22 protein-coding genes and 1 pseudogene are annotated in these 22,129 nt (G+C 67.5%); 8 read left to right on the forward strand and 15 right to left on the reverse strand.

Annotation, left to right across the window (positions count from 1 at the left end; genetic code table 11):
* The first annotated feature begins 5 nt into the window (after window positions 1-5).
* The 4 genes from ACFVYF_RS18570 (at window position 6) to pssA (ending at window position 3,394) form a co-directional block, all read left to right on the forward strand.
* The gene (locus ACFVYF_RS18570; protein ID WP_383271524.1) at window positions 6-518 is read left to right on the forward strand and encodes a MaoC family dehydratase; all 513 of its coding nucleotides are present in this window, start codon (window positions 6-8) and stop codon (window positions 516-518) included.
* 2 nt (window positions 519-520) lie between these two features.
* Entirely contained in the window at window positions 521-1,726 is a 1,206-nt protein-coding gene (locus ACFVYF_RS18575) for an acyl-CoA dehydrogenase family protein (RefSeq protein WP_389456529.1), read from the forward strand.
* 170 nt (window positions 1,727-1,896) lie between these two features.
* A complete protein-coding gene (locus ACFVYF_RS18580; protein WP_383271520.1) occupies window positions 1,897-2,553 on the forward strand; it encodes a phosphatidylserine decarboxylase in 657 nt (218 codons plus the stop codon).
* Between the two features lie 22 nt (window positions 2,554-2,575).
* Complete coding sequence (pssA, locus tag ACFVYF_RS18585; protein ID WP_389456796.1) at window positions 2,576-3,394, forward strand: CDP-diacylglycerol--serine O-phosphatidyltransferase; 819 nt, start codon at window positions 2,576-2,578, stop codon at window positions 3,392-3,394.
* 303 nt (window positions 3,395-3,697) lie between these two features.
* Here the strand turns inward: pssA and ACFVYF_RS18590 are convergent, their stop codons facing one another.
* Window positions 3,698-4,816, reverse strand: coding sequence for a glycerate kinase (locus ACFVYF_RS18590; protein ID WP_389456798.1), 1,119 nt, complete (start codon window positions 4,814-4,816; stop codon window positions 3,698-3,700).
* Window positions 4,817-5,023: 207 nt separating this feature from the next.
* On the opposite strand from ACFVYF_RS18590, the gene ACFVYF_RS18595 reads away from it, so the two are divergent.
* The 3 genes from ACFVYF_RS18595 to ACFVYF_RS18605 all read left to right on the forward strand — a co-directional run bounded on the left by ACFVYF_RS18595 (window position 5,024) and on the right by ACFVYF_RS18605 (window position 7,642).
* Entirely contained in the window at window positions 5,024-6,094 is a 1,071-nt protein-coding gene (locus tag ACFVYF_RS18595; RefSeq protein WP_389456532.1) for an ADP-ribosylglycohydrolase family protein, read from the forward strand.
* 185 nt (window positions 6,095-6,279) lie between these two features.
* Window positions 6,280-6,771, forward strand: a complete 492-nt coding sequence (locus tag ACFVYF_RS18600) for an NUDIX domain-containing protein (RefSeq protein ID WP_389456534.1) — start codon at window positions 6,280-6,282, stop codon at window positions 6,769-6,771.
* 136 nt (window positions 6,772-6,907) lie between these two features.
* Window positions 6,908-7,642 (forward strand): NAD-dependent deacetylase, encoded by a 735-nt coding sequence (locus tag ACFVYF_RS18605; RefSeq protein WP_389456535.1) that lies wholly within the window; start codon window positions 6,908-6,910, stop codon window positions 7,640-7,642.
* A 41-nt stretch (window positions 7,643-7,683) separates the two neighbouring features.
* Here ACFVYF_RS18605 and ACFVYF_RS18610 read toward each other — a convergent pair whose 3' ends face one another.
* The 7 genes and pseudogenes from ACFVYF_RS18610 to ACFVYF_RS18640 form a co-directional block, all read right to left on the reverse strand.
* Window positions 7,684-8,196 carry a hypothetical protein gene (locus ACFVYF_RS18610; protein WP_389456537.1) on the reverse strand — a complete coding sequence of 171 codons (513 nt, stop codon included), beginning with the start codon at window positions 8,194-8,196 and terminating at the stop codon, window positions 7,684-7,686.
* Entirely contained in the window at window positions 8,193-8,993 is an 801-nt protein-coding gene (locus ACFVYF_RS18615) for a pentapeptide repeat-containing protein (RefSeq protein ID WP_389456539.1), read from the reverse strand. Before ACFVYF_RS18615 ends, ACFVYF_RS18610 begins: the two co-directional genes overlap by 4 nt.
* Before the next feature lie 89 nt (window positions 8,994-9,082).
* Window positions 9,083-9,565 (reverse strand): methylated-DNA--[protein]-cysteine S-methyltransferase, encoded by a 483-nt coding sequence (locus tag ACFVYF_RS18620; protein WP_389456541.1) that lies wholly within the window; start codon window positions 9,563-9,565, stop codon window positions 9,083-9,085.
* A gap of 41 nt (window positions 9,566-9,606) precedes the next feature.
* Window positions 9,607-11,085: an AlkA N-terminal domain-containing protein gene (locus ACFVYF_RS18625; RefSeq protein WP_389456543.1), complete on the reverse strand. Its 1,479-nt coding sequence runs from the start codon at window positions 11,083-11,085 to the stop codon at window positions 9,607-9,609.
* A gap of 111 nt (window positions 11,086-11,196) precedes the next feature.
* Window positions 11,197-11,709 carry an O-acetyl-ADP-ribose deacetylase gene (locus ACFVYF_RS18630; protein ID WP_389456545.1) on the reverse strand — a complete coding sequence of 171 codons (513 nt, stop codon included), beginning with the start codon at window positions 11,707-11,709 and terminating at the stop codon, window positions 11,197-11,199.
* Window positions 11,706-13,115 carry a phytoene desaturase family protein gene (locus ACFVYF_RS18635; RefSeq protein ID WP_389456547.1) on the reverse strand — a complete coding sequence of 470 codons (1,410 nt, stop codon included), beginning with the start codon at window positions 13,113-13,115 and terminating at the stop codon, window positions 11,706-11,708. The genes ACFVYF_RS18630 and ACFVYF_RS18635 overlap by 4 nt, the downstream gene beginning before the upstream one ends.
* A 268-nt stretch (window positions 13,116-13,383) precedes the next feature.
* A pseudogene (locus ACFVYF_RS18640) lies at window positions 13,384-13,572 on the reverse strand (inositol monophosphatase family protein); the annotation flags it as partial.
* 62 nt (window positions 13,573-13,634) lie between these two features.
* Between ACFVYF_RS18640 and ACFVYF_RS18645 the strand changes: the two are divergent.
* Window positions 13,635-15,116 (forward strand): recombinase family protein, encoded by a 1,482-nt coding sequence (locus ACFVYF_RS18645; RefSeq protein WP_389456548.1) that lies wholly within the window; start codon window positions 13,635-13,637, stop codon window positions 15,114-15,116.
* 163 nt (window positions 15,117-15,279) lie between these two features.
* Here ACFVYF_RS18645 and ACFVYF_RS18650 read toward each other — a convergent pair whose 3' ends face one another.
* The 7 genes from ACFVYF_RS18650 to nrdJ all read right to left on the reverse strand — a co-directional run bounded on the left by ACFVYF_RS18650 (window position 15,280) and on the right by nrdJ (window position 22,128).
* Window positions 15,280-15,771, reverse strand: coding sequence for a deoxycytidylate deaminase (locus ACFVYF_RS18650; protein ID WP_389456550.1), 492 nt, complete (start codon window positions 15,769-15,771; stop codon window positions 15,280-15,282).
* Window positions 15,731-16,003, reverse strand: coding sequence for a hypothetical protein (locus tag ACFVYF_RS18655; RefSeq protein WP_389456551.1), 273 nt, complete (start codon window positions 16,001-16,003; stop codon window positions 15,731-15,733). The genes ACFVYF_RS18650 and ACFVYF_RS18655 overlap by 41 nt, the downstream gene beginning before the upstream one ends.
* A gap of 341 nt (window positions 16,004-16,344) precedes the next feature.
* Entirely contained in the window at window positions 16,345-18,138 is a 1,794-nt protein-coding gene (locus ACFVYF_RS18660) for a DNA polymerase (RefSeq protein ID WP_389456553.1), read from the reverse strand.
* Between the two features lie 8 nt (window positions 18,139-18,146).
* Window positions 18,147-18,335, reverse strand: a complete 189-nt coding sequence (locus ACFVYF_RS18665; protein WP_389456555.1) for a hypothetical protein — start codon at window positions 18,333-18,335, stop codon at window positions 18,147-18,149.
* Between the two features lie 404 nt (window positions 18,336-18,739).
* Complete coding sequence (gene thyX / locus ACFVYF_RS18670; protein ID WP_389456557.1) at window positions 18,740-19,426, reverse strand: FAD-dependent thymidylate synthase; 687 nt, start codon at window positions 19,424-19,426, stop codon at window positions 18,740-18,742.
* Window positions 19,427-19,504: 78 nt separating this feature from the next.
* On the reverse strand, window positions 19,505-19,957 hold the full coding sequence (locus ACFVYF_RS18675) for a hypothetical protein (protein WP_389456558.1): 453 nt from the start codon (window positions 19,955-19,957) through the stop codon (window positions 19,505-19,507).
* A gap of 161 nt (window positions 19,958-20,118) precedes the next feature.
* Window positions 20,119-22,128 (reverse strand): ribonucleoside-triphosphate reductase, adenosylcobalamin-dependent, encoded by a 2,010-nt coding sequence (gene nrdJ, locus ACFVYF_RS18680; RefSeq protein WP_389456800.1) that lies wholly within the window; start codon window positions 22,126-22,128, stop codon window positions 20,119-20,121.
* Window position 22,129: the final 1 nt, after the last annotated feature.

Here is a 22,129-nt window from a genome sequence, read left to right on the forward strand (position 1 = left end):
GCACCATGCAGTTCGGACGCACCTACGAGGAGTTCGAGGTCGGCGCGGTCTACAAGCACTGGCCCGGGAAAACGGTCACCGAGTACGACGACCACCTCTTCTGTCTGCTGACCATGAACCACCACCCGCTCCACATGGACAGCAACTACGCGGAGAAGACGACCGACTTCGGGAAGAACGTCGTCGTCGGGAACTACATCTACTCGCTCCTGCTCGGCATGTCGGTGCCGGACGTGTCCGGCAAGGCCATCGCCAACCTGGAGGTCGAGTCGCTGAAGCACGTCGCGCCGACCTTCCACGGCGACACGATCTACGGCGAGACGACGGTCCTCGACAAGACGCCGTCGAGGTCCAAGTCGGACCGCGGGATCGTCCACGTCGAGACCAAGGGCTACAAGCAGGACGGCACGCTGGTCTGCGTGTTCCGGCGCAAGGTGATGGTTCCCACCGAGACGTACATCAAGGAGCGCGGCGGCGAGCAGCCCGGCCGCCCGGAGCTGAAGTCACAGGAGAAGTAGCCATGGCGCGACTCGCCCAGACCGCCGGTCTCACCGACATCCAGCGGGAGATCCTCTCCACCGTCCGCGACTTCGTGGACAAGGAGATCATCCCGGTCGCCACCGAGCTGGAGCACCGCGACGAGTACCCGCAGCAGATCGTCGACGGCCTCAAGGAGTTGGGCCTCTTCGGACTGATGATCCCCGAGGAGTACGGCGGTCTGGGCGAGTCCCTGCTGACCTACGCGCTCTGCGTCGAGGAGATCGCGCGCGGCTGGATGTCGGTCTCCGGCATCATCAACACGCACTTCATCGTGGCGTACATGCTCAAGCAGCACGGCACGCAGGAGCAGAAGGACCACTTCCTTCCGAAGATGGCGCTCGGCGAGACCCGTGGTGCCTTCTCGATGTCGGAGCCGGCGCTCGGCTCGGACGTGTCGGCGATCACGTCCAAGGCGGTCAAGGACGGCGAGGAATACGTCCTGAACGGTCAGAAGATGTGGCTGACGAACGGCGGCACATCGAATCTGGTGGCCGTTCTCGTCCGAAGTGACGAAGGACACCCCGAGGGCACGGCGCCCCACAAGTCGATGACGACCTTCCTGGTCGAGAAGGAGCCCGGCTTCGGAGAGGTCCGCCCCGGCCTCACCATCCCCGGGAAGATCGACAAGATGGGCTACAAGGGCGTCGACACCACCGAACTGATCATGGATGGGCTGCGGATTCCGGCCAATCGCGTGCTCGGAGGCGCCACCGGCCGAGGGTTTTACCAAATGATGGACGGAGTCGAAGTCGGCCGCGTGAACGTGGCGGCGCGTGGCTGCGGTGTCGCTCAGCGTGCCTTTGAGCTGGGCGTCTCCTATGCCCAGCAGCGTCACACTTTCGGCAAGCAGATCGCCCAGCACCAGGCGATCCAGTTCAAGCTCGCGGAGATGGCTACCAAGGTCGAGGCCGCCCATGCGATGATGGTCAACGCAGCACGCAAAAAGGACTCCGGTGAGCGAAACGACCTCGAAGCAGGGATGGCGAAGTACCTCGCCTCCGAATACTGCAAGGAAGTCGTCGAGGACGCGTTCCGGATCCATGGCGGCTACGGCTTCTCCAAGGAGTACGAGATCGAGCGTCTCTACCGGGAAGCACCGATGCTGCTGATCGGCGAAGGTACCGCCGAGATCCAGAAAATGATCATCGGGCGCAGGTTGCTCGAAGAGTATCGACTCCAGGGCTAGATGTCCGGATAAGGGGTGTTTTCTTCGAGAAGAAGGTCACACCCCGTCAACACTCTTCAGCCGCCGACTCAGCTTCCTGGCTTGCCCAGTTGTGGCCCGCGACCGGTACGATCCCGGGAAAGCCGCCGTCCCCCGTCACTGCGCGGCATCATCCGCTACGAAGGTCATCCATGCCCCACAGCCAAACCTCTGCACCTCGCGACAGCCTGGCAGGCGTACGCCTCGCGCGCGGAGCATCGCCGTGGCTTCTCCCGACCGTTGCCACCGCAGCACTCAGCCTGGCCCGCGCCCGCCGTTCCGGCGTGGCCAAGGCCGTGGCCGTTCCCGCCACCGCGCTCGCGGCGGGCATGCTGTGGTTCTTCCGCGACCCAGAGCGCGAGATCACGCAGGGCCGGGTCATCTCGCCCGCCGACGGTGTGGTGCAGAGCATCATGCCGTGGAAGGACGGACGGACCCGCGTCGCGATCTTCATGAGCCCGCTCAACGTCCACGTCAACCGCGCGCCCCTCTCCGGCACGGTGACGTCGGTCGAGCACATCCCCGGTGGGTTCGTTCCGGCGTTCAACAAGGAGAGCGAGAACAACGAGCGCGTCGTCTGGCACTTCGACACCGAGCTCGGTGACATCGAGATGATCCAGATCGCCGGCGCGGTCGCCCGGCGTATCGTGCCCTACATCCCCCAGGGCACGAAGGTGGAGCAGGGCGACCGGATCGGTCTGATCCGCTTCGGTTCGCGCGTCGACATCTACCTCCCCGAGGGTGTCGAGGTCGACGTGGAGGTCGGTCAGAAGACCGTGGCTGGGGTGACTCGAATTGACCGTGATTGATCCCGAGACGCAGACCGGCTGGGTGCCGGAGGCAGAGCTGGACGACGACGCGGAGGAAATGCCGCTGTCCCTCCGCCTCTCAATAGCGGACACGCTCACCCTCGGTAACGCCACGTGCGGCTTCATGGCGGTGTACTTCACCACCACCGGCATCCTGATCCCGCACCTCACCGGCAGCCAGGAGACGGGCATGGCGCGCCACAGCGCCGCCACGGCCGTCATCCTCATGCTGTGCGCGGCGGTCTTCGACCTCTTCGACGGTCTGGTGGCCCGCAAGCTGCGCTCCTCCCCCATGGGCGCGGAGCTGGACAACCTGTCCGACCTGATCAGCTTCGGTCTGGCGCCGGCGTACTTCGTGCTGGTCTACGGCATGGTCGCGGACGACGCGCACCAGCGGGTGGCCGCCGTCGGGGCGATCGTGGTGCTGCTGGCCGTCGTCCTGAGACTCGCGCGGTTCTCCTGCGTCACGGTCAAGGACGGCACGTTCCAGGGCATGCCCTCGCCGTTCGGCGCGCTGACGGTCGTCTCGATCGTCCTGCTGGAGCTGCCGTTCGTCGCCACGCTCATGGCGATCATCGGCACCGCCTGGCTGATGGTGAGCCGGGTCGAGTACCCGAAGCCGCGGGGCCGCCTCGCGGTCGCGATGCTCTCGTGGATCGTCCTGAGCATGGGCCTGTTGGCCGCCTGGGCCTTCGACGCGCCGAGCGGACAGCTCCTCCTGCAGACCGGCTGTGCACTGCAGCTCGTCATGGGCGCGGTGATCCCCCTGTTCGCCACGGCCCGCCGGGTGAACAACTTCCGGGGAAACCGGCGTGAGGCACGCGCGGCGCAGCTGCCGTAGCGGTCGTAGCTGACCGAAGGGCCCCGAACCGACCGGTTCGGGGCCCTTCGGCCGTTGCGCGCGGTGTGACGAGGCGAGCGCGTGGGCCTCGGCACGGACGAGCCGGGCGCGTAGCCCTCGGCACGGACGAGGCGAGCGCGTGGCCCTCGGCACAGACGAGCCGGGCGCGTAGCCCTCGGCACGGACGAGGCGGCGGTCTGGCGTACGGCCTTCGTGCCGCCCACCGCGCTCTTGTCCGGCTGCAGGATGACGCTCTGACCCACCCTCGCGCGCCCGGCCGCCCGGCCGCCGGGCCGCCCGGGGTCAGCCGAAGAAGTCCCGCGCGATGTTCTCGGCGACCGTCTCCAGGATCGGACCCGCGTCCGCGATGCACTTGGCGACGTCGGGCTCGACGTCGGTGAGGGCGTACGCACGACGGATCCCGGCCTTGCCCAGCGCCTCCGGCGGCAGGGCCAGCCGGCCGCAGACCGCGACGACCTCCTTGCCCTCCGCACGGGCGGCCGCCGCGACCCCGGCCGGCGCCTTGCCGTGCAGGGTCTGTTCGTCGAGCGACCCCTCACCGGTGATCACCAGGTTGGCGCGCGCCAGCGCGGGCGCGAAACCGAGGACGTCGAGCATGACCTCGATCCCGGGCCGGAAACGCGCACCGACGACGAGGGCCCCGTACCCGATGCCGCCCGCCGCGCCCGCTCCCGGCGCCTGGGCGTAGTCCGCGGCCTTGGCGCCGATGGCCTTCTCCAGCACCGCAGCGAAGTGGGCGAGGGAGGCGTCCAGCGTGGCCACGTCGTCGGGGCTCGCGCCCTTCTGCGGGCCGTACACCGCGGGCGCGCCCTTGGGGCCGGTGAGCGGGTTGTCCACGTCACTGGCGAGCACGAAGTCGATCTCGGCGAGACGGGAGTCGAGGCCCGACAGGTCCGCGCTCGCCAGGTCGCCCAGCGAACCCCCGCCGGGAGCCACCGGCTCCCCGTCCGCGTCGAGGAAGCGCGCACCGAGCGCGGACAGCATCCCCGCGCCCCCGTCGGTGGTCGCGCTGCCCCCGACGCCGAAGACGACGGTCCGCGCGCCGGCGTCCAGGGCCGCCCGCAGCAGTTCACCGGAGCCGTACGTGGAGGACGTGAGCGGTGCGAAGACACCCGCAGGCAACCGCTGCAGCCCGCTCGCCTCCGCCATCTCCACGACCGCCGTGCCCTCGCGCAGCGCGAACGCCGCCGTGACCTCGTCGCCCAGCGGCCCGGCGACCCGGACCTCACGCCGCTCGAACCCGGCCGCGACCGCCGCGTCCACGGTGCCGTCCCCGCCGTCGGCGACGGGCAGCGCCTCGATCTCCGCGTGCGGGGCGACCCGGAGCAGCCCGGCCGTCACCCGCTCCGCGACCTGCACGGCTGTCAGCGATCCCTTGAACTTGTCCGCGGCGATGAGCACACGTGCCGCTCGCCTGGTCCGATTCACTGCAGCGTCCGCCACCTTGCATTCCCCTTGCTTTCGGCCTTGCTCACGTCAAGGCAGTCGCGCCGCTGCGACCATAACCGCAGGAGGGGTACGCCGTCATGCCCCGTCCCGCGCACCGAACACCGGGCGACCTGCGCCGAACCCCGCGCTGCCCGGTCCGTCATCGGGTACACCGGAGGCATGACCCCTGTGGGCACCGAGCTGGGCGACCGCGTCCTCGGGGGCTGGCTGGGCCGGATCGCGGGCAACATGCTCGGCAAGCCGGTCGAGCAGGGCGACCACTGGACGCGGGAACGCATCGACCGCTATCTGCGGCAGGCCGCGGCCCTGCCGCTCACCGACTACCTGCCCGCGCCCGTCACCCAGAGCGCCGAGTTCGTGCTGCGCCCCGAGTGGCGGCAGTGCGTCCGCGGCCGCATCCACGGCAGCTGCCGTGACGACGACGTGGACTACGCGATCCTCGGACTGCACCTCCTGGAGACGCACGGCTTCGGCTTCAGCACGGAGCAGGTCGGCGACCTGTGGCTGCTGCGGCTGCCGTATCTGCAGACCTTCACCGCGGAGCGGGCCACCTACCGGAACCTCGCCAACGGCATCAAACCGCCACTGACCGCGACGTACGACAATCCGTACCAGGAGTGGATCGGCGCCCTCATCCGCGCCGACGTCTACGCCTGGACCTCTCCCGGCGCGCCGCGCCGCGCGGCCTCCCTGGCCCGCCGCGACGCCGTCCTGTCCCACACCGGCAACGGCGTGTACGGCGCGATGTGGGCGGCGGCGCTGATCTCGGCGGCGTTCACCGCGCCCACCGTGCGGCACGCGCTGGACACGGCGCTCACGGTGATCCCGGCGAGCAGCCGCCTCGCCCGCACCGTCCGCCGGGTGCTCACGCTGCACGAGACCCGGATGACCTGGGAGGACACGCTCACCACGGTGGCCGAGGAGACCGCGGGCCTCGGCTGGATCCACACCGTCCCGAACGCCGCCGTCCTCACGGCCGGGCTCCTGTACGGCGACGGCGACTTCACCCGCACCATCACGCTGACCGTCCGCGGCGGCCTCGACACCGACTCGAACGGCGCCACCGCGGGCTCCGTCGCGGGCGTCCTGTGCGGGGGCGCGGCCATCCCCGGCCAGTGGCGGGATCCCCTGGAGGACACGGTCCGCAGCGCGGTGTTCGGCTTCGACGGGGCACGGATCAGCGAGCTGGCGGAGCGGACGGTGCGGCTGGCCGGGGCGGCTCCTGGTTAGGCGGGCGGGCGGGCGGCTTGCGGCTGGGCGGCCGGGGCTTCCGGCTGGTCGGCGGGGGCGGCTCCTGGCCGGGCGGCCGGGGCGGCTTACGGCTGGTCGGCCGGGGGCGGCCTGGCGAGGCCGTTGGGGCGGGCGGGTGCCGGGTGTGTCCGCTAGGTGTCGGCCGGGCTCGTTACCCTTTCTGGATGACCGTTTCTGACTTCGCCACGTACATCGCGGGTCTCCCCCGCGTCATCGCCGGAGCCGCCGCGCTCTTCCGCGACGGCGACGGGCGCGTCCTGCTCGTCGAGCCGAACTACCGGGAGGGCTGGGCGCTGCCGGGCGGCACGATCGAGTCGGACGAGGGAGAGACCCCGCGGCAGGGTGCTCGGCGCGAGACCGCCGAGGAGATCGGGCTCGACATCGCGCTCGGACGGCTGCTCGCGGTGGACTGGGTGCCGGGCACGGCGCGGCCCCCGCTGGTGGCGTACCTGTACGACGGCGGAGTCCTCGGCGAGGACCAGCTCAAGGCGATCAGGTTGCAGGAGGAGGAGCTGCTGTCCTGGCGGCTCGTGCCGCGGGACGATCTCGCCGCGCATCTGCCGGGCGCCCTGGGCCGCCGCGTACTGGCCGCGCTCGACGTACTCGCGGAGGGCTCGGGCACGGCGGAACTGGAGAACGGGCACCGGGTGGGCTGAACTGCGGGCGGGCTGAGCCCGACGCCTGAACGCTCCTCAGCGGTATCAGGAGCCCCCTCCGACCGACCGGAAGTCTGCAAGGGACCCGCCCGGATATCCGTTCGCCCCGAGTGGGCCGGAGAATTACCCTCGCCGCATGCACAAGCCACTCGTCGCGATCCTCAGCGGGGCCGGCATCTCCACGGACTCCGGGATCCCCGACTATCGCGGTCCCAACGGGCTGTGGCGGCGCGATCCCGAGGCCGAGAAGCTCGTGACGTACGAGTACTACATGGGCGATCCGGAGATCCGGCGCCGCTCGTGGCAGATGCGGCGCAACAACCGCACGCTGAAGGCCGAGCCGAACGCCGCGCACCGGGCGGTGGCCGAGCTGGCGCGGTCCGGGGTGCCGGTGCGAGTCATCACGCAGAACGTCGACGGGCTGCACCAGCTCGGCGGCATGCCGCCCCGCAAGGTTCTCGAACTGCACGGCTCCGCACGGGAGTTCGTGTGCACGACGTGCCATGCGCGCGGGCCGATGGAGGACGCGATCGCGCGGGTCGAGGCCGGCGAGGACGACCCGCCGTGTCTGGAGTGCGGCGGGATCCTGAAGTCGGCGACCGTGATGTTCGGTGAGCGGCTCGATCCGGTGGTGCTCGGTGAGGCGGTCGCGATCTCCAAGGCCTGCCAGGTGCTCATCGCGGTCGGCAGCACCCTTCAGGTACAGCCGGCCGCGGGCCTCGCAGGCGTCGCCGCCGACCACGGCGCCCGCCTGATCATCGTCAACGCCGAACCCACACCGTACGACGACCGGGCCGACGAGGTCGTACGGGAGCCGATCGGGACGGCACTGCCCGAGCTGTTGCGACGGCTACGGGAGACCGGAACCTAGCACGCGGCGGCTGGGGAGGACCGGGACCCGGAACGCGACGGCTACGGGAGACCGGGACCCGGAACGCGGCGGTCCCGGCGCTCTCGGACGGCGCGCAGCCAATCCTCGGGCACCCTCCCCGGCGTGCCGAGCTGCGTTCCGTTCACCCGGCCGTTCCAGACTTCCGGGTTGAACACGCCCTCCTTGACGTCGGCCTCGGGTGCGACCAGCACCGGCAGGGCCAGAGCCGCCGCCATTCCGGCCTCCAACTGCAGCCAGGGGGAGGTCCACCAACGGGACGAGGGAGCCTCTTCCTTGGTGTCCGGGCGCCAGACGGCGTCGCGTGCGTCGAGTTGCCTGAATCCGAGCAGCACGACACCGTCGACGTCCGCGAGGAGCGGGATCAGCGTGCGCCACGGATCGTCACCGTGGCTGTCCCGCCCCAGGCGGATGACCTGGAACGATCGACGTTCGAGGCAGACCACCCAGCGCTCCAGCGTCGTCTGCTGTTCCGGGGTGAGGATGGAGGGCGCCCCGAGGAATATGCGGGGCAGGTCGGTATCGTTCATTTTCACGCGGGCGCTTCGCTCACTACTTTTCCGTCCGAGTCCAGTAAGCCTGCTATGTGCGCGGGGATATCGGAGGCTCCTGAGAAACGTGCGCCGCTGAGACGGGCCCCGCCGAAGTCGGCACCGGCCAATCGCGCCTCACGGAAGTCGGCGCCGGTGAGGACCGCGTCGGCCAGGACCGCGTTCACCAGTGTGGCGCGATAGAAGACCGCACCCGATGCGGTGACACCCCTCAACGAGGCACCCGTGAGGTCGGCTTCGAAGAGATCGGCGTTCGTGAGGTCGACCGTCTTCTTGTCTCCCTTCCGGTATCCCAGATAGGCGCGCGCCAGGTTGCACCCCTGAAGGTCGGCCTGGGACAGCGACGGCGCATAGCGCAAGCCGTCGGCGAGTACCTTCTGGATTTGTCCCGTGTCTGATTCCCGGAGCAGTCCGGCGATCACGGCGACGGCCTCATTCGCATAGGGAGTGCGCCCCGCTCCCTGTTCAGAATTGTTGTCGAAGAAGCGGCGCATCAGGATGGCCGCGGCCATCTGCTGCGTCTTGTTGTCCGACGCCAGGGATTCCACTACATCCCGGAAGGCCGTGCCGACCGACGCGGACCGGTCTCGTTTGCGTTGAAAGTTCAGTACCCCGAGAACACTGACACCTACGGTGGCGAAGGTCCCGACGATTCCCGTCCAGACCTGCACGTCACTTGCCGCCATGTCATCCCTGTGGTCAACGTCGCGTTCGAGGCGTCCCGAATGAATGCCGATGCTTCGAGGGCGGGCCGGAGCGAGCCGGCCTGCCTTCGTCTTCATGCGCGTGACCATACAAGGTGCGCGGTCGACTCATGGTCGGGACGGCCGGCCCCAGCACAGCGGACATCCCGGGAGTCCCGGCGACGGTCTCAGAAGAGGGCGGCCCCCCGTTCGAAGTCCAGCAGGCGCTGCTTGCGGTCCAGGCCGCCGCCGTAACCGGTGAGGCTGCCGTCGGCGCCCACGACGCGGTGGCAGGGGACGATGATGCCGACCGGGTTCTTGCCGTTGGCGAGGCCCACCGCGCGTGAGGCCTTGGGGTTGCCGAGGGCGTCGGCGAGTTCGCCGTAGGAGCGGGTCTCGCCGTACGGGATCTTCTGGAGCTGTTGCCAGACGGTGCGCTGGAAAGGGGTTCCGGCCAGGCGCAGGGGCAGGTCGAACTCCGTCAACTCGCCTGCGAAATAGGCCTTCAGCTGGTCGGTCGTCTCACCGAAGGGGGTGTCGTCGCGTTCCCCGAAGTGTTCCTCCGGCGGGCGGTGTCGCTGGCCGACCATGTAGAGGCCGGACAGGGAGCCGTCGGTGGCGACCAGGGTGAGCGGGCCGTACGGACTGTCGATCACGGTGTGCTGTTTCACGGTTCGGGTCCTCGAAGTCACTGAGGGGGCGGCGAAGTCGCTCATACGGGAAGGAAGTTGATCGGGTGGCTGTCGGTCGCCCACAGGTACTGGACCGCGTAGGCCCGCCAGGGGCGCCAGGCCGCGGCGCGGGCGGTGAGCGCGGCCGGACTGGACGGAAGGCCCAACTCCGCGGCGGCGCGGCGGATTCCGAGGTCGGTGGCGAGGAAGGCGTCGGGGTCGCCGAGGGCGCGCATCGCGATGACGTCGACGGTCCAGGGCCCGAAGCCGGGCAGCGCGAGGAGCCGGGCCCGGCTCTCCGCCCAGTCGCTCTCCACGCCCAAGTGCAGTGTCCCGTCCGCGAGTTGGCGGACCAGATTGGTGAACGTCGCCCGCCGCGTCCTCGGCATCGCAAGGGAGTCGGGGTCCACCGCCGCGAGCGCCTCGGGCGAGGGGAAGAGGTGGGTGAGGCCGCCCTCGGGGTCGTCGACGGGTACACCGTGCGCGGTGACCAGACGGGCCGCGTGGGTGCGGGCGGCGGCGGTGGAGACCTGCTGGCCCAGTACGGCCCGTACGGCGAACTCGGCCTCGTCGACAGTGCGGGGGACCCGGCGGCCGGGCGCCTTGTCGACGAGCGGGGCGAGCAGGGGATCGCCGCGCAGCTGGTCGTCGACCGCGACCGGGTCGGCGTCCAGGTCGAGCAGCCGCCGGCACCGGCTGATGGCGACGGGCAGGTCGCGCATGTCGCTGAGGGTGAGGCGGCAGGCGATGTGGTCGGGCTTGGGGGTGAGCGCGACCACACCGTGCCCGTAGGGCAGGCGAAGCGTGCGCCGGTACGCACCGTCGCGCCACTCCTCGACCCCGGGCACGGCGGTCGCGGCGAGGTGGCCGAAGAGGTTGTCCGGGTTGAGCGGGATACGGAAAGGGAGGCGGAGGGTGAGGGCGCCGGGAGCGGGCTCAGCCTTCCGGGGAACGCGGGTACGCAGCTCGCTCGGGGAGAGCGCGAAGACTTCCCGCACCGTGTCGTTGAAGGTGCGGATCGAGGAGAATCCGGCGGCGAAGGCGACGTCGGCCATGGGCAGCGCGGTCGTCTCGATGAGCAGCCGGGCGGTCTGCGCGCGCTGGGCCCGGGCGAGCGCCAGCGGTCCCGCGCCCAGCTCGGCGAGGAGCTGTCGCTCGATCTGGCGGGTGCTGTAGCCGAGCCGGGCGGCGAGACCTGGGACGCCCTCGCGGTCCACGACGCCGTCGCCGATCAGGCGCATGGCGCGGGCCACCAGGTCGGCGCGCTGATTCCACTCCGGCGAGCCCGGGCTGGTGTCCGGCCGGCACCGCTTGCAGGCCCGGAATCCGGCCTGCTGGCAGGCCGCCGCACTGGGGTAGAACGTCATGTTCTGCGGCTTCGGCGGAACGACCGGGCAGCTGGGCCGGCAGTAGATCCGGGTGGTCAGAACCGCCGTGAAGAACCAGCCGTCGAAGCGCGCGTCCTTCGACTGGACGGCGCGCACGCAGCGCTCGATGTCGGTGTGCATCCCGTTCCGCATGCCTCCAGGATCGGGCACGGGACGGCGCGGGGCTCGCGAGAAAACGACATGTACGTCAGCCGGCCTGCGACCGCCCCGGCCGCGGGACCTCGGCCGCCGGTGCCCCGCCCGTCAGCCCAGGGCATCCTCGAAAGCCGTGTAGGCGTGCTCGTCGAAAAGCACGAACCGCACCTCTTCCACGGCCGGATCCGCGCTCTCGCGCACCGTCCGTACGGCGATCCGCGCGCCGTCGTCCATCGGCCAGCCGTAGATGCCGGTGGAGATCGCCGGGAACGCCACGGTTCGCGCCCCCAGCTCGGCGGCGACCCGCAGGGACTCCCGGTAACAGGACGCGAGGAGTTCACCGCGGTCCTCGCCGGCGGACCAGACCGGGCCGACGGTGTGGATAACCCATCGCGCGTCCAGCTTGCCCGCCGTCGTGGCGACGGCCTGCCCCGTGGGCAGGCCCTTGCCGTAGTGCGAGGCGCGGAGCTTGCGGCACTCGGCGAGGATGTCGGGGCCGCCGCGCCGGTGGATGGCGCCGTCGACCCCTCCCCCGCCGAGCAGTGAGGAGTTGGCGGCATTGACGACGGCGTCGACGGTCTGCCGGGTGATGTCGCCCTGGACCAGGGTGAGCGTGGTCATGACTGACGCAGCCTCCTCCATACCGCCTTGGCCGCGTTGTGCCCCGACATGCCGTGCACGCCGGGTCCCGGCGGGGTGGCCGAAGAGCAGATGAACACGGCCGGGTGCGGAGTGCTGTACGGGAAGAGGGAGACCTTGGGCCGCAGCAGGAGCTGGATCCCGGAGGCGGCGCCGCAGGCGATGTCACCGCCCACGTAATTGGCGTTGCGAGCGACGAGCTCGGGCGGTCCCGCGGTCGCGCGGGCGAGCACCCGGTCTCGGAACCCGGGTGCGAAGCGCTCCAGTTGGCGCTCGATGGCGTCCGTGAGGTCTCCGGTGTACCCGTTCGGGACATGGCCGTACGCCCAGAAGACCTGTTTGCCGGCGGGGGCCCGGGAGGGGTCGACGACGCTGGGCTGCACGGTGATCAGGAAGGGGGCGTCGGGCGCCCGGCCCTCGCGCGAGGCCGCGTGCAGCGCGGCGCCGATCTCCGCGCGGCTCGCGCCGACCTGCACGGTCCCGGCGGTGCGCGCCTCCTTCGCCGTCCACGGCACGGGGCCGTCGAGCGCGTAGTCGACCTTGAAGACGCCCGCTCCATAGCGGTAGTTCTCGTAGTAGCGCCCGAAGCCGGCGATGCGGGCCAGGGCGGTGGGCGAGGTGTCGAAGACGTAGGCCCGGGCGGGCGGCAGGTCGTCGAAGTGCTTCACCTCGTAGTCGGTGTGGACTGCGCCGCCGAGGTCCTTGAGGTACGCGGCGAGCGCGTCGGAGATCGACTGGGAGCCGCCGCGCGCGACGGGCCAGCCGCGGGCGTGCGCGGCCAGCGCGAAGACGAGGCCGACGGCGCTGGTGGCGATGCCGCCGAGCGGAGCGATGACATGGGCCACCAGCCCGGCGAACAGTGCCTGGGCCCGCTCGTCGCGGAAGCGGCGCATCAGCCAGGTCGACGGGGGCAGCCCGGTGAGGCCGAAGCGGGCGAGGGTGACAGGGTCCCGGGGCAGCGAGCTCAGCGGCAGGGACATGAAGTCGCGGGCCAGGGTGTCCCAGCGGGGCAGGAAGGGGGCGATCAGCCGGCGGTACGTGCCCGCGTCGCGTGGGCCGAACGAGGCGGCCGTCTCGGCCACCGACCGCGACAGCACGGCGGCCGTGCCGTCCGGGAAGGGATGCGCCATGGGCAGCTCGGCGTGCAGCCACTCCAGTCCGTACCGCTCCAGCGGCATCGCACGGAAGGCGGGCGAGTTGATCCCCAGGGGGTGCGCCGCGGAGCAGGGGTCGTGCCGGAAGCCGGGCAGCGTGAGCTCCTCGGTCCTGGCTCCCCCGCCCACGCCGTCGCGCGCCTCGAACACCGCCACGGAGAAGCCGCGGCGGGCAAGCTCCACGGCAGCGGTCAGTCCGTTCGGCCCCGCACCCACTACGACCGCATCGAGCATCGACGGCACCTTCGGACTCCTTTGTCAGCCGATGGCCACTGAGGATCAGGATATGCCGGGCCACCGACAGCCTTGGCGGCGCGGGCGGTCAGGGCCGGCACAACCCCGGGTCCGGGGAGCGGTCCGGGACGGTGCGCGCCGCACGCCGGAGTCGACAGGACACCACGCACGCCGGAGTCGACAAGGCCCCACGCCGGAGTGGACGAGACCCGGCACGCGAGGCGAACGAGCCCCCTGCCCGAGTGAACGACACCCCGCGGCGCGTCGCTCAGACGCCGGCCGACAACAGCTCCACCACCCGGCGAGCCGTGGCCGCGTCCCGGGCCGCGGTGAAGGGCAGCGCGTTACCTCCCGTGATGCGGAACGGCTCGCCCGCGAGGGTCAGGTGGGCGCCGCCCGCCTCCTCGACCAGCAGCAGCCCCGCCGCGTGGTCCCAGGCGGCCTCCCAGGAGAACGACCACTGAACGCATTAATGTGGTTTACTCGTCACACTATCAAGAAATCAAGGGGAGGGGAACGGTGGTGGAGACTGCGCGGCCCTGGGCGGCGTACTGCCGTATCTCAGACGCCGACCTGGCAGAGCTGCGGTACCTGGTCAACGCGGGCGCACTGACCCCCGAGGAAGCCAAGGAGAGGGAGCGGAAGGGCGTCCTTAAGCAGCGAGAGGACTTGGCGGCCCTGGCCGCCAACATGGGGGTCCCCGTCGCCTGGTACGAGGACAACAACCTCAGCGCCTTCAAGCGCCGCGTGAAGCGCAAAGACTTCGAACGGATGCTTGTCGATCTCGCGGCGCCGGGCCTCCGCGGCGGCATCCTTGCCGTGGACATCGACCGCCTGACTCGGCAGAACCGAGACCTTGAGCGGGTCATCGACATCTACGAGGGCAACAAGCAGAAGCTCGGGTTCGTCACCCTCTCAGGGCAGAACTTTGACCTATCGACCCCTGATGGGCGGTTCAGTGCGCGCATCATGGTGAGCGTGGCGAACAAGGCGTCTGAGGACATGTCCCGCCGACTCAAGCGAGAGATGCTGAGGAAGGCGAGAGAGGGTGAAGTGTCTGGAGGGCACCGGCCCTTCGGCTGGGAGGAAGACCGTAAGACGGCTCGCCCTAAAGAGGCCGAGATGGTTGCCTCGCAGACCGAGGCCGGCATCCAAGGTGACTCCGTGGCCACGGTGACTCGACGCTTCAAGGAAGCGGGCTTCGTCGGGAGGACCGGCAAGCCGTACGACCGGACAGCCGTCCGCCGCATCTTGCTCAACCCCCGCAACGCAGGCATCCGCGTCTACCAGGGGGAACCCCTCAAGGACGACGAAGGCCAGTACGTCATGGGGGACTGGGATGCCCTTGTCTCCGTGCAGTCTTGGGAAGCACTGAGAGCGAAGTGGGAGACGAACCAGGGCGCCGGGCAGTCCCGCGAGTACCGAACGAGCACCCTCCTGTCCGGCATCCTCCGATGTGGCGCGTGCGGCACTCGCATGGTGGCGGCCAACAGCGCTTCCAAGTACCCGAAGTACCGGTGTGCTGAGGGCGCCGGCGGCTGCGGGAACGTGTCGATCATCCGGAACAAGACGGACGAGGTTATCCGTCAGCTCGTGACCGAGTACCTGGAGCGGGCGGCGAAGAACCTCAGTCTTGCCCAGGAGCCCGAAGAGAAGCAGTGGGAGAAGGAGCCTGAGCTTACGGAGGCTGAGACAGAGCTAGCCGACATCAAGGCCATGTATAACGCTGGAAAGATCAAGGCCACCACGTACGCCATCCTGTTGGATGACCTTGAGGGGAAGATCGAGAAGCTAAGAGGCGAGCGGGCCTTGTTCCAGGCGACAAGGCCCAGTCTGGCGCCCTCGCTCGACGCCATGAAGGACGGGTGGGGCCAACTCTCCATAGAACGACAGAGAGATGTGGTCCGCTCCGTGCTCCGCTCGGTCCTGGTGGCCACCACCCGCAAGAGAGGGGCCGGCATCGACTTGGAGCGCCTGACGCCCGTCTTCCGCGAGGACTAACAGAAAGAGGCCCCCTCCGACTGGAGGGGGCACTCTGCTACTGCTCGGGAGTCTTGATGCGGATGCCGAAGGCGGCCAAGGCGTCGGCCAGTTGCTCTGTCGGGATCTGCGGTGCTCGGTCAAGCTGCTGCTTGATCCACTCGTCCACGGTCAATTCATTCCTTCAGACGGTCCAACGACAGATCTTCGTCCTGTCCACGAGCCACACCACGTGAGCGATCCCCACACCGCGGATGAGCTTCCGGCAGTCGCCGCAGGGCTCGAACGTCACGTAGAGCGTGGTCCCGATCCGGTCCTCTGGCCTGGCCCACATGATGGCGTTGGTCTCGGCGTGGTACTCAATGCAGCTCTCGTAGCCGGTACCGGCCGGCACATCGCTGTTGCACCGCTCGCAGTCGCCTTCGAGGCAGCTCGGCCCGCCAGGGGCGGAGCCGTTGTAGCCCGTGATGACCGTCCGGTGGTCGGGGCGGACCAGGACCGCCCCGACCTGCTTCCGGTTGCAGTCACCGCGCTCTGAGGCCGATTCAGCGATGCTCAAGAAGTAGCAATCCCAACAGGGGCGCTTTGCACCGTGCAGGACGGTGCAGGCGTAGTGAATCTGACAGCTCAGGGTCTCAGTCCTCGTCGTCGTCCAGCTCAAGGTCAAGGTCAGCATTACGGATCAGGGCGGCAACGGTGTCCGCCAGCATTTCCGCCTTCCAGAAGTCCGCAGCCATCTCCCGAGCGAGGGCGTACGGGACGCCAGCCGCGACAGCGAGCTTCAGAATGTCGCCAGAGATGATGGCGATACCGGCCGCGTATTCGCCGCGCTTCTCCAGGTTGGCGAGGGCCATCCGGTGTTCGATGTCCGAGATGATGGACTCGGCCTCGGGGTTCTTGTCAGTCATTCACTCGCTCCGCATCGTTGTCTTCAGCACACTGGGCACACAGGCCGGTTTCTACGTCGTCAAGGCTGAAAAGCCCTACAGCCTCGTAGTTCTGGCACCATTCACACTCTTCGATCTCTTCCAAAGGCTCAGCTCACGACGTAGACAGTCGAGACCTTGACGTACTCACGTCCCGTCCAGACCTCCTCAGACCCCTTTTCGATGCTCGTAGCAGCCTCTTCGTAGGCACTACTGGAGCAACAGCCGCATCCGGGGTCACGGACCACAACGGGAATGTCTCCGAACTCCTTGAGAGTCCGCTCAGCGTCGGCAACCAATTCACTCAGCTTCAAGTGCCCCTCCTAGTGCTTGCTGTCTTCGAGGTCGAGAATGGAGCCCCATGAGCGGTCCCCGATCTCTCCCTCAGCGGGAATCAGAACGCCCTTGACCGTGAATTCCATGATCCGGGCAGCTTGCTCGGTCAGCTCCTTCGCTCGTTCCTTCGGGAAGCTGAATACGATCTCGTCGTGAATCACGAGCCGAATCCAGGGCGTGAATCCGGCCTTATCGAGGTTCAGCACGGCACGGGCCGTGATGTCCCGGCTGCCAGACTGGATGTAGTAGTTCAGGGCCGCGTAAGCGCGGCTCTTGTCCACCGGGAGTCGGCGGCCGGTAATCGTGTAGATGTAGCCGTACCGCTTGGCCTCGGACATGAGCTTCTTCGAGAGCTTGTCCACCCACGTATAGGTGTCGTTGAACGCCTTGATGGTCCTGCGGGCAACTTCCTCGGTCACACCCGCATTCGTCATCAGGGCCTTCCACCCGCCACCGAAGACAGTCAGGAAGTTCGCTTGCTTACCGGTCTTTCTGGACACCTCGGCGGCGTCCGCGGTGATCTGGTGCAGATCCTTGTCATTCAAGAAAGCGTCGATCATGACGGGATCTCTCGACTCAGCCGCGAGGAATCGAAGCTCCATGTTGCCGAAGTCGATGGATACCGACACGTGGCCCTCTTCAGCGAGGAACGCAGAGCGCACATAGCCGTCACCGGCCGGGAACGTCTGTGCCGCGATAGCCCCGGAAATGCTCATCCTTGCCGTCCTGGCCTGGAGAGGATTCACGCTCGCATGTACGCGACCTTCAGAGTCCATGCCGTTGAGAGCAGCCTCGAACCACGTCTTCCGCCACTTAGCGGCCTTCGTGGCTTTCTTGACTGCCTCGGCCAACGGGTGATCGATAGAGTCCAGTACCTCGGCGTCCATGGAGAAGTTGCCCTTGGGCGTCCTCTTCGTGAGCTTGACCCCGAATCTCTGGAATGCGGCGATCAGTTGCGCATCCGAGTTGACGTTCTCGACCCACTGACTTGCGACCTTGAGCCACTTCTCTTCTTCGGCCTTCAGCTCGGCAATACGCATCTCTGCGTACTCCCGGTCAACCAAGTAGCCGGTCCGCTCCGTCTTCGCCATGACGTGAGCGAGCCGGTGTTCCCAGCCGATAAGCCCCTTAGCCTTCGAGCGCGCCGGCACCTTCGGCAGAAGGATATGCAGCAGCCGGTAAGCCCATATGGGGTCGGTGCCCGCGTAGAGCAGGTATTGAGGATCGAACGTCCGGACCACCGGCCAGACATCGGCCTTCTTGACCTTGTACCGCTTGGCGATCTGGGCCATAGAGCCCTTGACCTCTTCAGCGGCAACGGGGTCGATGTAGAACTTGATCAGCTCTTCGAGTTTGAGGCCGGGGCCACCTTCCTTGACCTGACGGGGGTCAACGAGGTGGGCGAGAATCTTCGTGTCGAACATCTTGGGGGCCAGCTCTTCGAGCGGGACACCGAGGGTTCGTTCACTGACGTGCCGATCAAAGGTCCCGTTGTGGGCGATCAGCCATCGGGCCTTGCGAAGCGCCCAGATGGCCGCAGCCTTGAATTCCGGGTTGATCTCGACCGGCAGAACCCAGCTTTCAATCCCGTTTCCGAACTGCGCCAGCCGAATACGGAAGCCACGGTCAGAGTTCCACCAGTCGAGTCCGGTCGTCTCGGTGTCGTACCCAAGGACAGGGTTGGCCTCGATGAAGTCGATGAACTGGTTCAGGTCCCACGTGGTCTCAGCTACGTTGATCCGTACCGTCTGGTGCTTGATCTTGTAGTGTAGGACCTTCACTCAGTCTCCTATTCGACAGTCACGGCCTCGAAGGTGACGCTCTTGGTGTCGTCCAAGTAGGCGTCGGGGTAAGCGATGAAGGGGTTTTCCAGCTCATCGAATGCGGCGGCCTCCGCCACCGTCGTACAGCCCTCGTAGTGATCGAGATTCGGTTCGTACTCGATCACGACAGTGACGCGGACCTTTTCCTTACTCATCGGCACTCCCGTTGCATTCGTGCTTGACCTCAGCCGCGGTCAGCAAATCATCCAAGGTCACGTTGTTGTCAGAGCAGCAGTCACAACCTCCGCCGCCCAACTCGAAATCACAGTGCTTACACAGGACGGAAACTCCGCCGTTCTCCCACCCGAGAACGTAGATCTCATCCGGAAAGAGTCGCTTAGCGGCCACGGGCTACTGCCGCCAGCAGGAGAATGAAGTACATCGCGGCCATGCCGTCGATGAAGTAAAAGAAGTCAGCCATGGGCTACCTATCGGTGCATGAGGCATCGCGCCGGCACGTCAGCCGCGCGAGACAGGTTCCAGACGGAGCAGGGGGCATAGGCCCGTGTGAGAACGGTTGCCACGAGAAGCAGGACCAAGACCACGGGAACGAGAAACTTCATGGGGCCACCCTTCCGTTGGCCTCGAAGGCCGCGTAAGTCAGAGGCATGGTCCGGGCGAACTCGGTTTCCATTCCTTCGGCAACCAACTCGATCTCCCGCTGAGGGAAGGATCGGAAGGCCGCGTTCTCTCGTGCGGTCCGGAGGCCAAGGAAATGCATGAGGCTCCGGGCGTTACAGGTCGCGTAGAACGACGTGTAGATGTTCACGGGGAGGACCATCCGAGCCACCTCGCGGGCAACTCCTATGTCGAGAAGGCGCTCATAGGTGGTGTACGCCTCGGTGCTGATTCGCCGCAGGTCTCCGCTCACGGCCGACTTCTGCTTGTAGTCGCCCTGAATGAAGTCGTAGGCGCCAGGCTTGCCGATCTGGCGAAGGGACCGACCATCGGCCGGCAGGTAGAAGACCGGCTCAAGCTGCTTATACCTTCCCGACTCTTCGTTGTAGCTCCACCCGGCCCTGTGCCGGAAGAACTCCCGCACAACGAAGATGGGCGCCTCGATGTAGAAGGTGAAAGAGGTGTGCTCGAACGGTGATCCGTGCCGGTCCCGCATGAGGAAGTTGATGAGGCCGGCGTCCCGCTCCGAGGACTCGTTGAACCGCGTCTCTCCGCCCTGAGTCGACACCCGAGCGGCGAAGACGACATCAGCGTCTTCAGCCGCGTGCTTGACCAGATCGACGGTCATTGAGGACCGGAATTCCATGTTTCTCCCATGCAAAAGGGGAGCCAGGCCGTACCCGGCTCCCCATTCAAAAGTGCAGCGTTACTTGTTGGCCTTGAACGAACCGTCCTTCTGCTTCCACAGCGGCTCGCACTTGTCACCGTCCGGCCCGTCGCAGAAGAGGGCCGTCCAGTTGGCCTTCGAGACGAGCGACCGGCCGTGCGGGCAGTCATCGCCGGCCGTCTTCGGGGCCGCCTGGCCCCCGCCGTCCCGACGCTCGACCTTGCCGCCGTTGAAGCGCTTCGGGGCGCCACCGCCACCGGGGTTGGCTCCGCTGCCCTTGTACTGACTGCGGGTGTACTCCGCGGCCTTCGCCGTGAGGTCGATCAGACCCTTGCTCTTCATCGCGGCCAGCAGCTCGGCGCCGCGCTGGGCGGTCTCCTCGGCGTCGTGGCCGTAGACGGTCGGGGTCAGCCACTCGGCATCGAATCCGTTTGCGGCCTTCAGCGTGAAGCCGATCTTGAACGGGGCGGGACCATCGGGGGCAGCAGTCAAAGGCTTGTTCTCCTTCTTCGGGGTTTCGGGCTCTTCGTCCCAGGGGGATCGCTCATCGAACGGGTCCGGATAGCTCACTGGGGGAATCCCTTCTTCTATTTCCATAGTGCGCCGCAAGCGTCGCAGTTTCAAGTTTTAGGGCCTGTGACGGCCCCCACTTACTAGATGGGGCAGGCTCCGCTTGCGCAGATCTCATCGAAGCCGGTGTCCTCGGTCTCGATGCCCAGGGCCGTGGCCATCTCGATGTACTGGTCTCGGGTGATGCGCTCATACGGCGCCTGGTCCCGCGACAGCTCGGGGAAGATCGTGGAGCCCTTCAGCCGCGGCATGAACTCCAGCAGGATCGCCGCCACGTCTTCCACCGTGTACCGCTCAGGGTCCACGGAGGCCGTGTAACTCACCGCCTGGTCAGCCCAGAACGTCTGATAGAGCACCTGCACCTTCAGCATGTCCTCAAGGGACAGGTTGCCTGCGTGCTCGATCACGGACGGGTCCATGACCTCACTCACCAGCGGGTCACGGGTCGGGATGCTCACCACCGCCGTGTTCGCCGCGTAGAGGCAAGGCTCGACGTGGTAACCCTTCGCTCGGTACTCCTCCACCTTTCGCGCCTCTTCCGGCTCCACCAGAGAGAAGCGGATACGGCGAATGAAGTAATCGCTGAAAGGAGCATGGGTAGCCTCTCCCGAGACGCCGGCCACCTTGGAGATGGTGCCCGTGGGTGCGATCACCCGCTTCTTGATCGGGACCGGAATCCGCATCTCGTTGGCGTACTCGGCCGCAGCCGCGTCCACCTCTTCGGCCAGCAGCTCAAGCGTCCGCTGAACCTGCCAATTGTCGGCCGCCTCGCTGTACTTGAGCCCGTTCTTCGCCAGGAAGTCAGCGAACCCGGTATGCCCGACGCCGATGCGCCGGTACCGAGAGATGGCCTCCTTGCTCTTCGGATCAGCGACCTCCGCACACGTGGCGCGAATCAGGTACCGCGTCACCAGTCGGTGAGCCTCCAACAGGCCCTCAGTGTCGACGTTGCCGTACTCGTCCACGAACGCGGACAGGTTCACACTGCCCAGGTTGCACGGCTCGTACGGGGTCAACAGGGCCTCTCCACACGGGTTGGTCGTGTAGACCCCATCCACCTCCCCTACGGCGCTCAGGGAGCTGTTCCAGAAGCCCGGCTCACCGTTGCTGAGTGCGCCCTCGGCCAGGGTGCTGAGCACGAGATGAGCGCCCATGTGACCACTCTGGGCGGCCTCGATGAAGGCATCATCGATCTCGACAGAGATGTTCGTAGTCCAGTGCTTCGACTGGTCAGCCTTGCAGGCCAGGAAATCGGCAATCTGCGTGTCGTCCCACCGCATGATCGACATGCGAGCCGAGCGACGGACACCCCCAGAGACGATGCACCGGGCAATCTCGTGGTCGATCTCCATAGCGTCCATGCCGGTGAGCGGCCACCCGGCCGCGTCCGTCAGGATCTCGCCCACTCGCTTCAGCATCTCCGCGAAGGGAGCTGGACCGCTGGCAGTGCCTCCGAAGCTCCGCAGCGGGGCGCCCTTGTGCCGGACACGGGACACGTCGTATACGCGGTCCTCGTGCTTCACGTCCGGGCGGTGTGCGGTGCGGATCAGGTCTGCCAGGGCCTCGGCCCAGCCTTCTCGGGAGTCCTCGACGCTGTAGGCGCCCGCCCACGTATAGGCGTACTCCGTGGAGAGCAACCCGGCTTCCGCCATGTCGAGATAGTCAGGGTGCGAGGGGTCACAGACCACGTGCACCCGTACCGCGTTCTCGATGGTCGGGAACTCGTGAAGGTAGTGGTTGCTGTAGTTGGCACCGACGCCACCACCCTCCGCCAGGCGGAGGAGCGTGAACGTGAAGTGCTCCTCAGGCTTCGAGGGCTCCCAGCCCGCGGCCCAACAGTTGTTGAGCGCGTAATCATTCACGCCGGACGACTTCAGGTGACGGCCCGCAGGCATCACCTTCCACGACTCGATCAGCTCGACCAGGCGCTCAGCCTCACCCGCCTCGATGTAGCGGGGCTCGACAAGGGCCACGTTGCCGGCCACCACTCGGCGTACGGTCTCGGGCCAGGTCTCCAGCTCACCGTTCGGCTTCTCCCGCCGATAGGTGCGCTCGTAGACAGTCTTAGCAGTTTCAGTCTTCCAGTTAGTCAGG

Source organism: Streptomyces sp. NPDC058274, assembly GCF_042881375.1.
Lineage (GTDB): Bacteria > Actinomycetota > Actinomycetes > Streptomycetales > Streptomycetaceae > Streptomyces.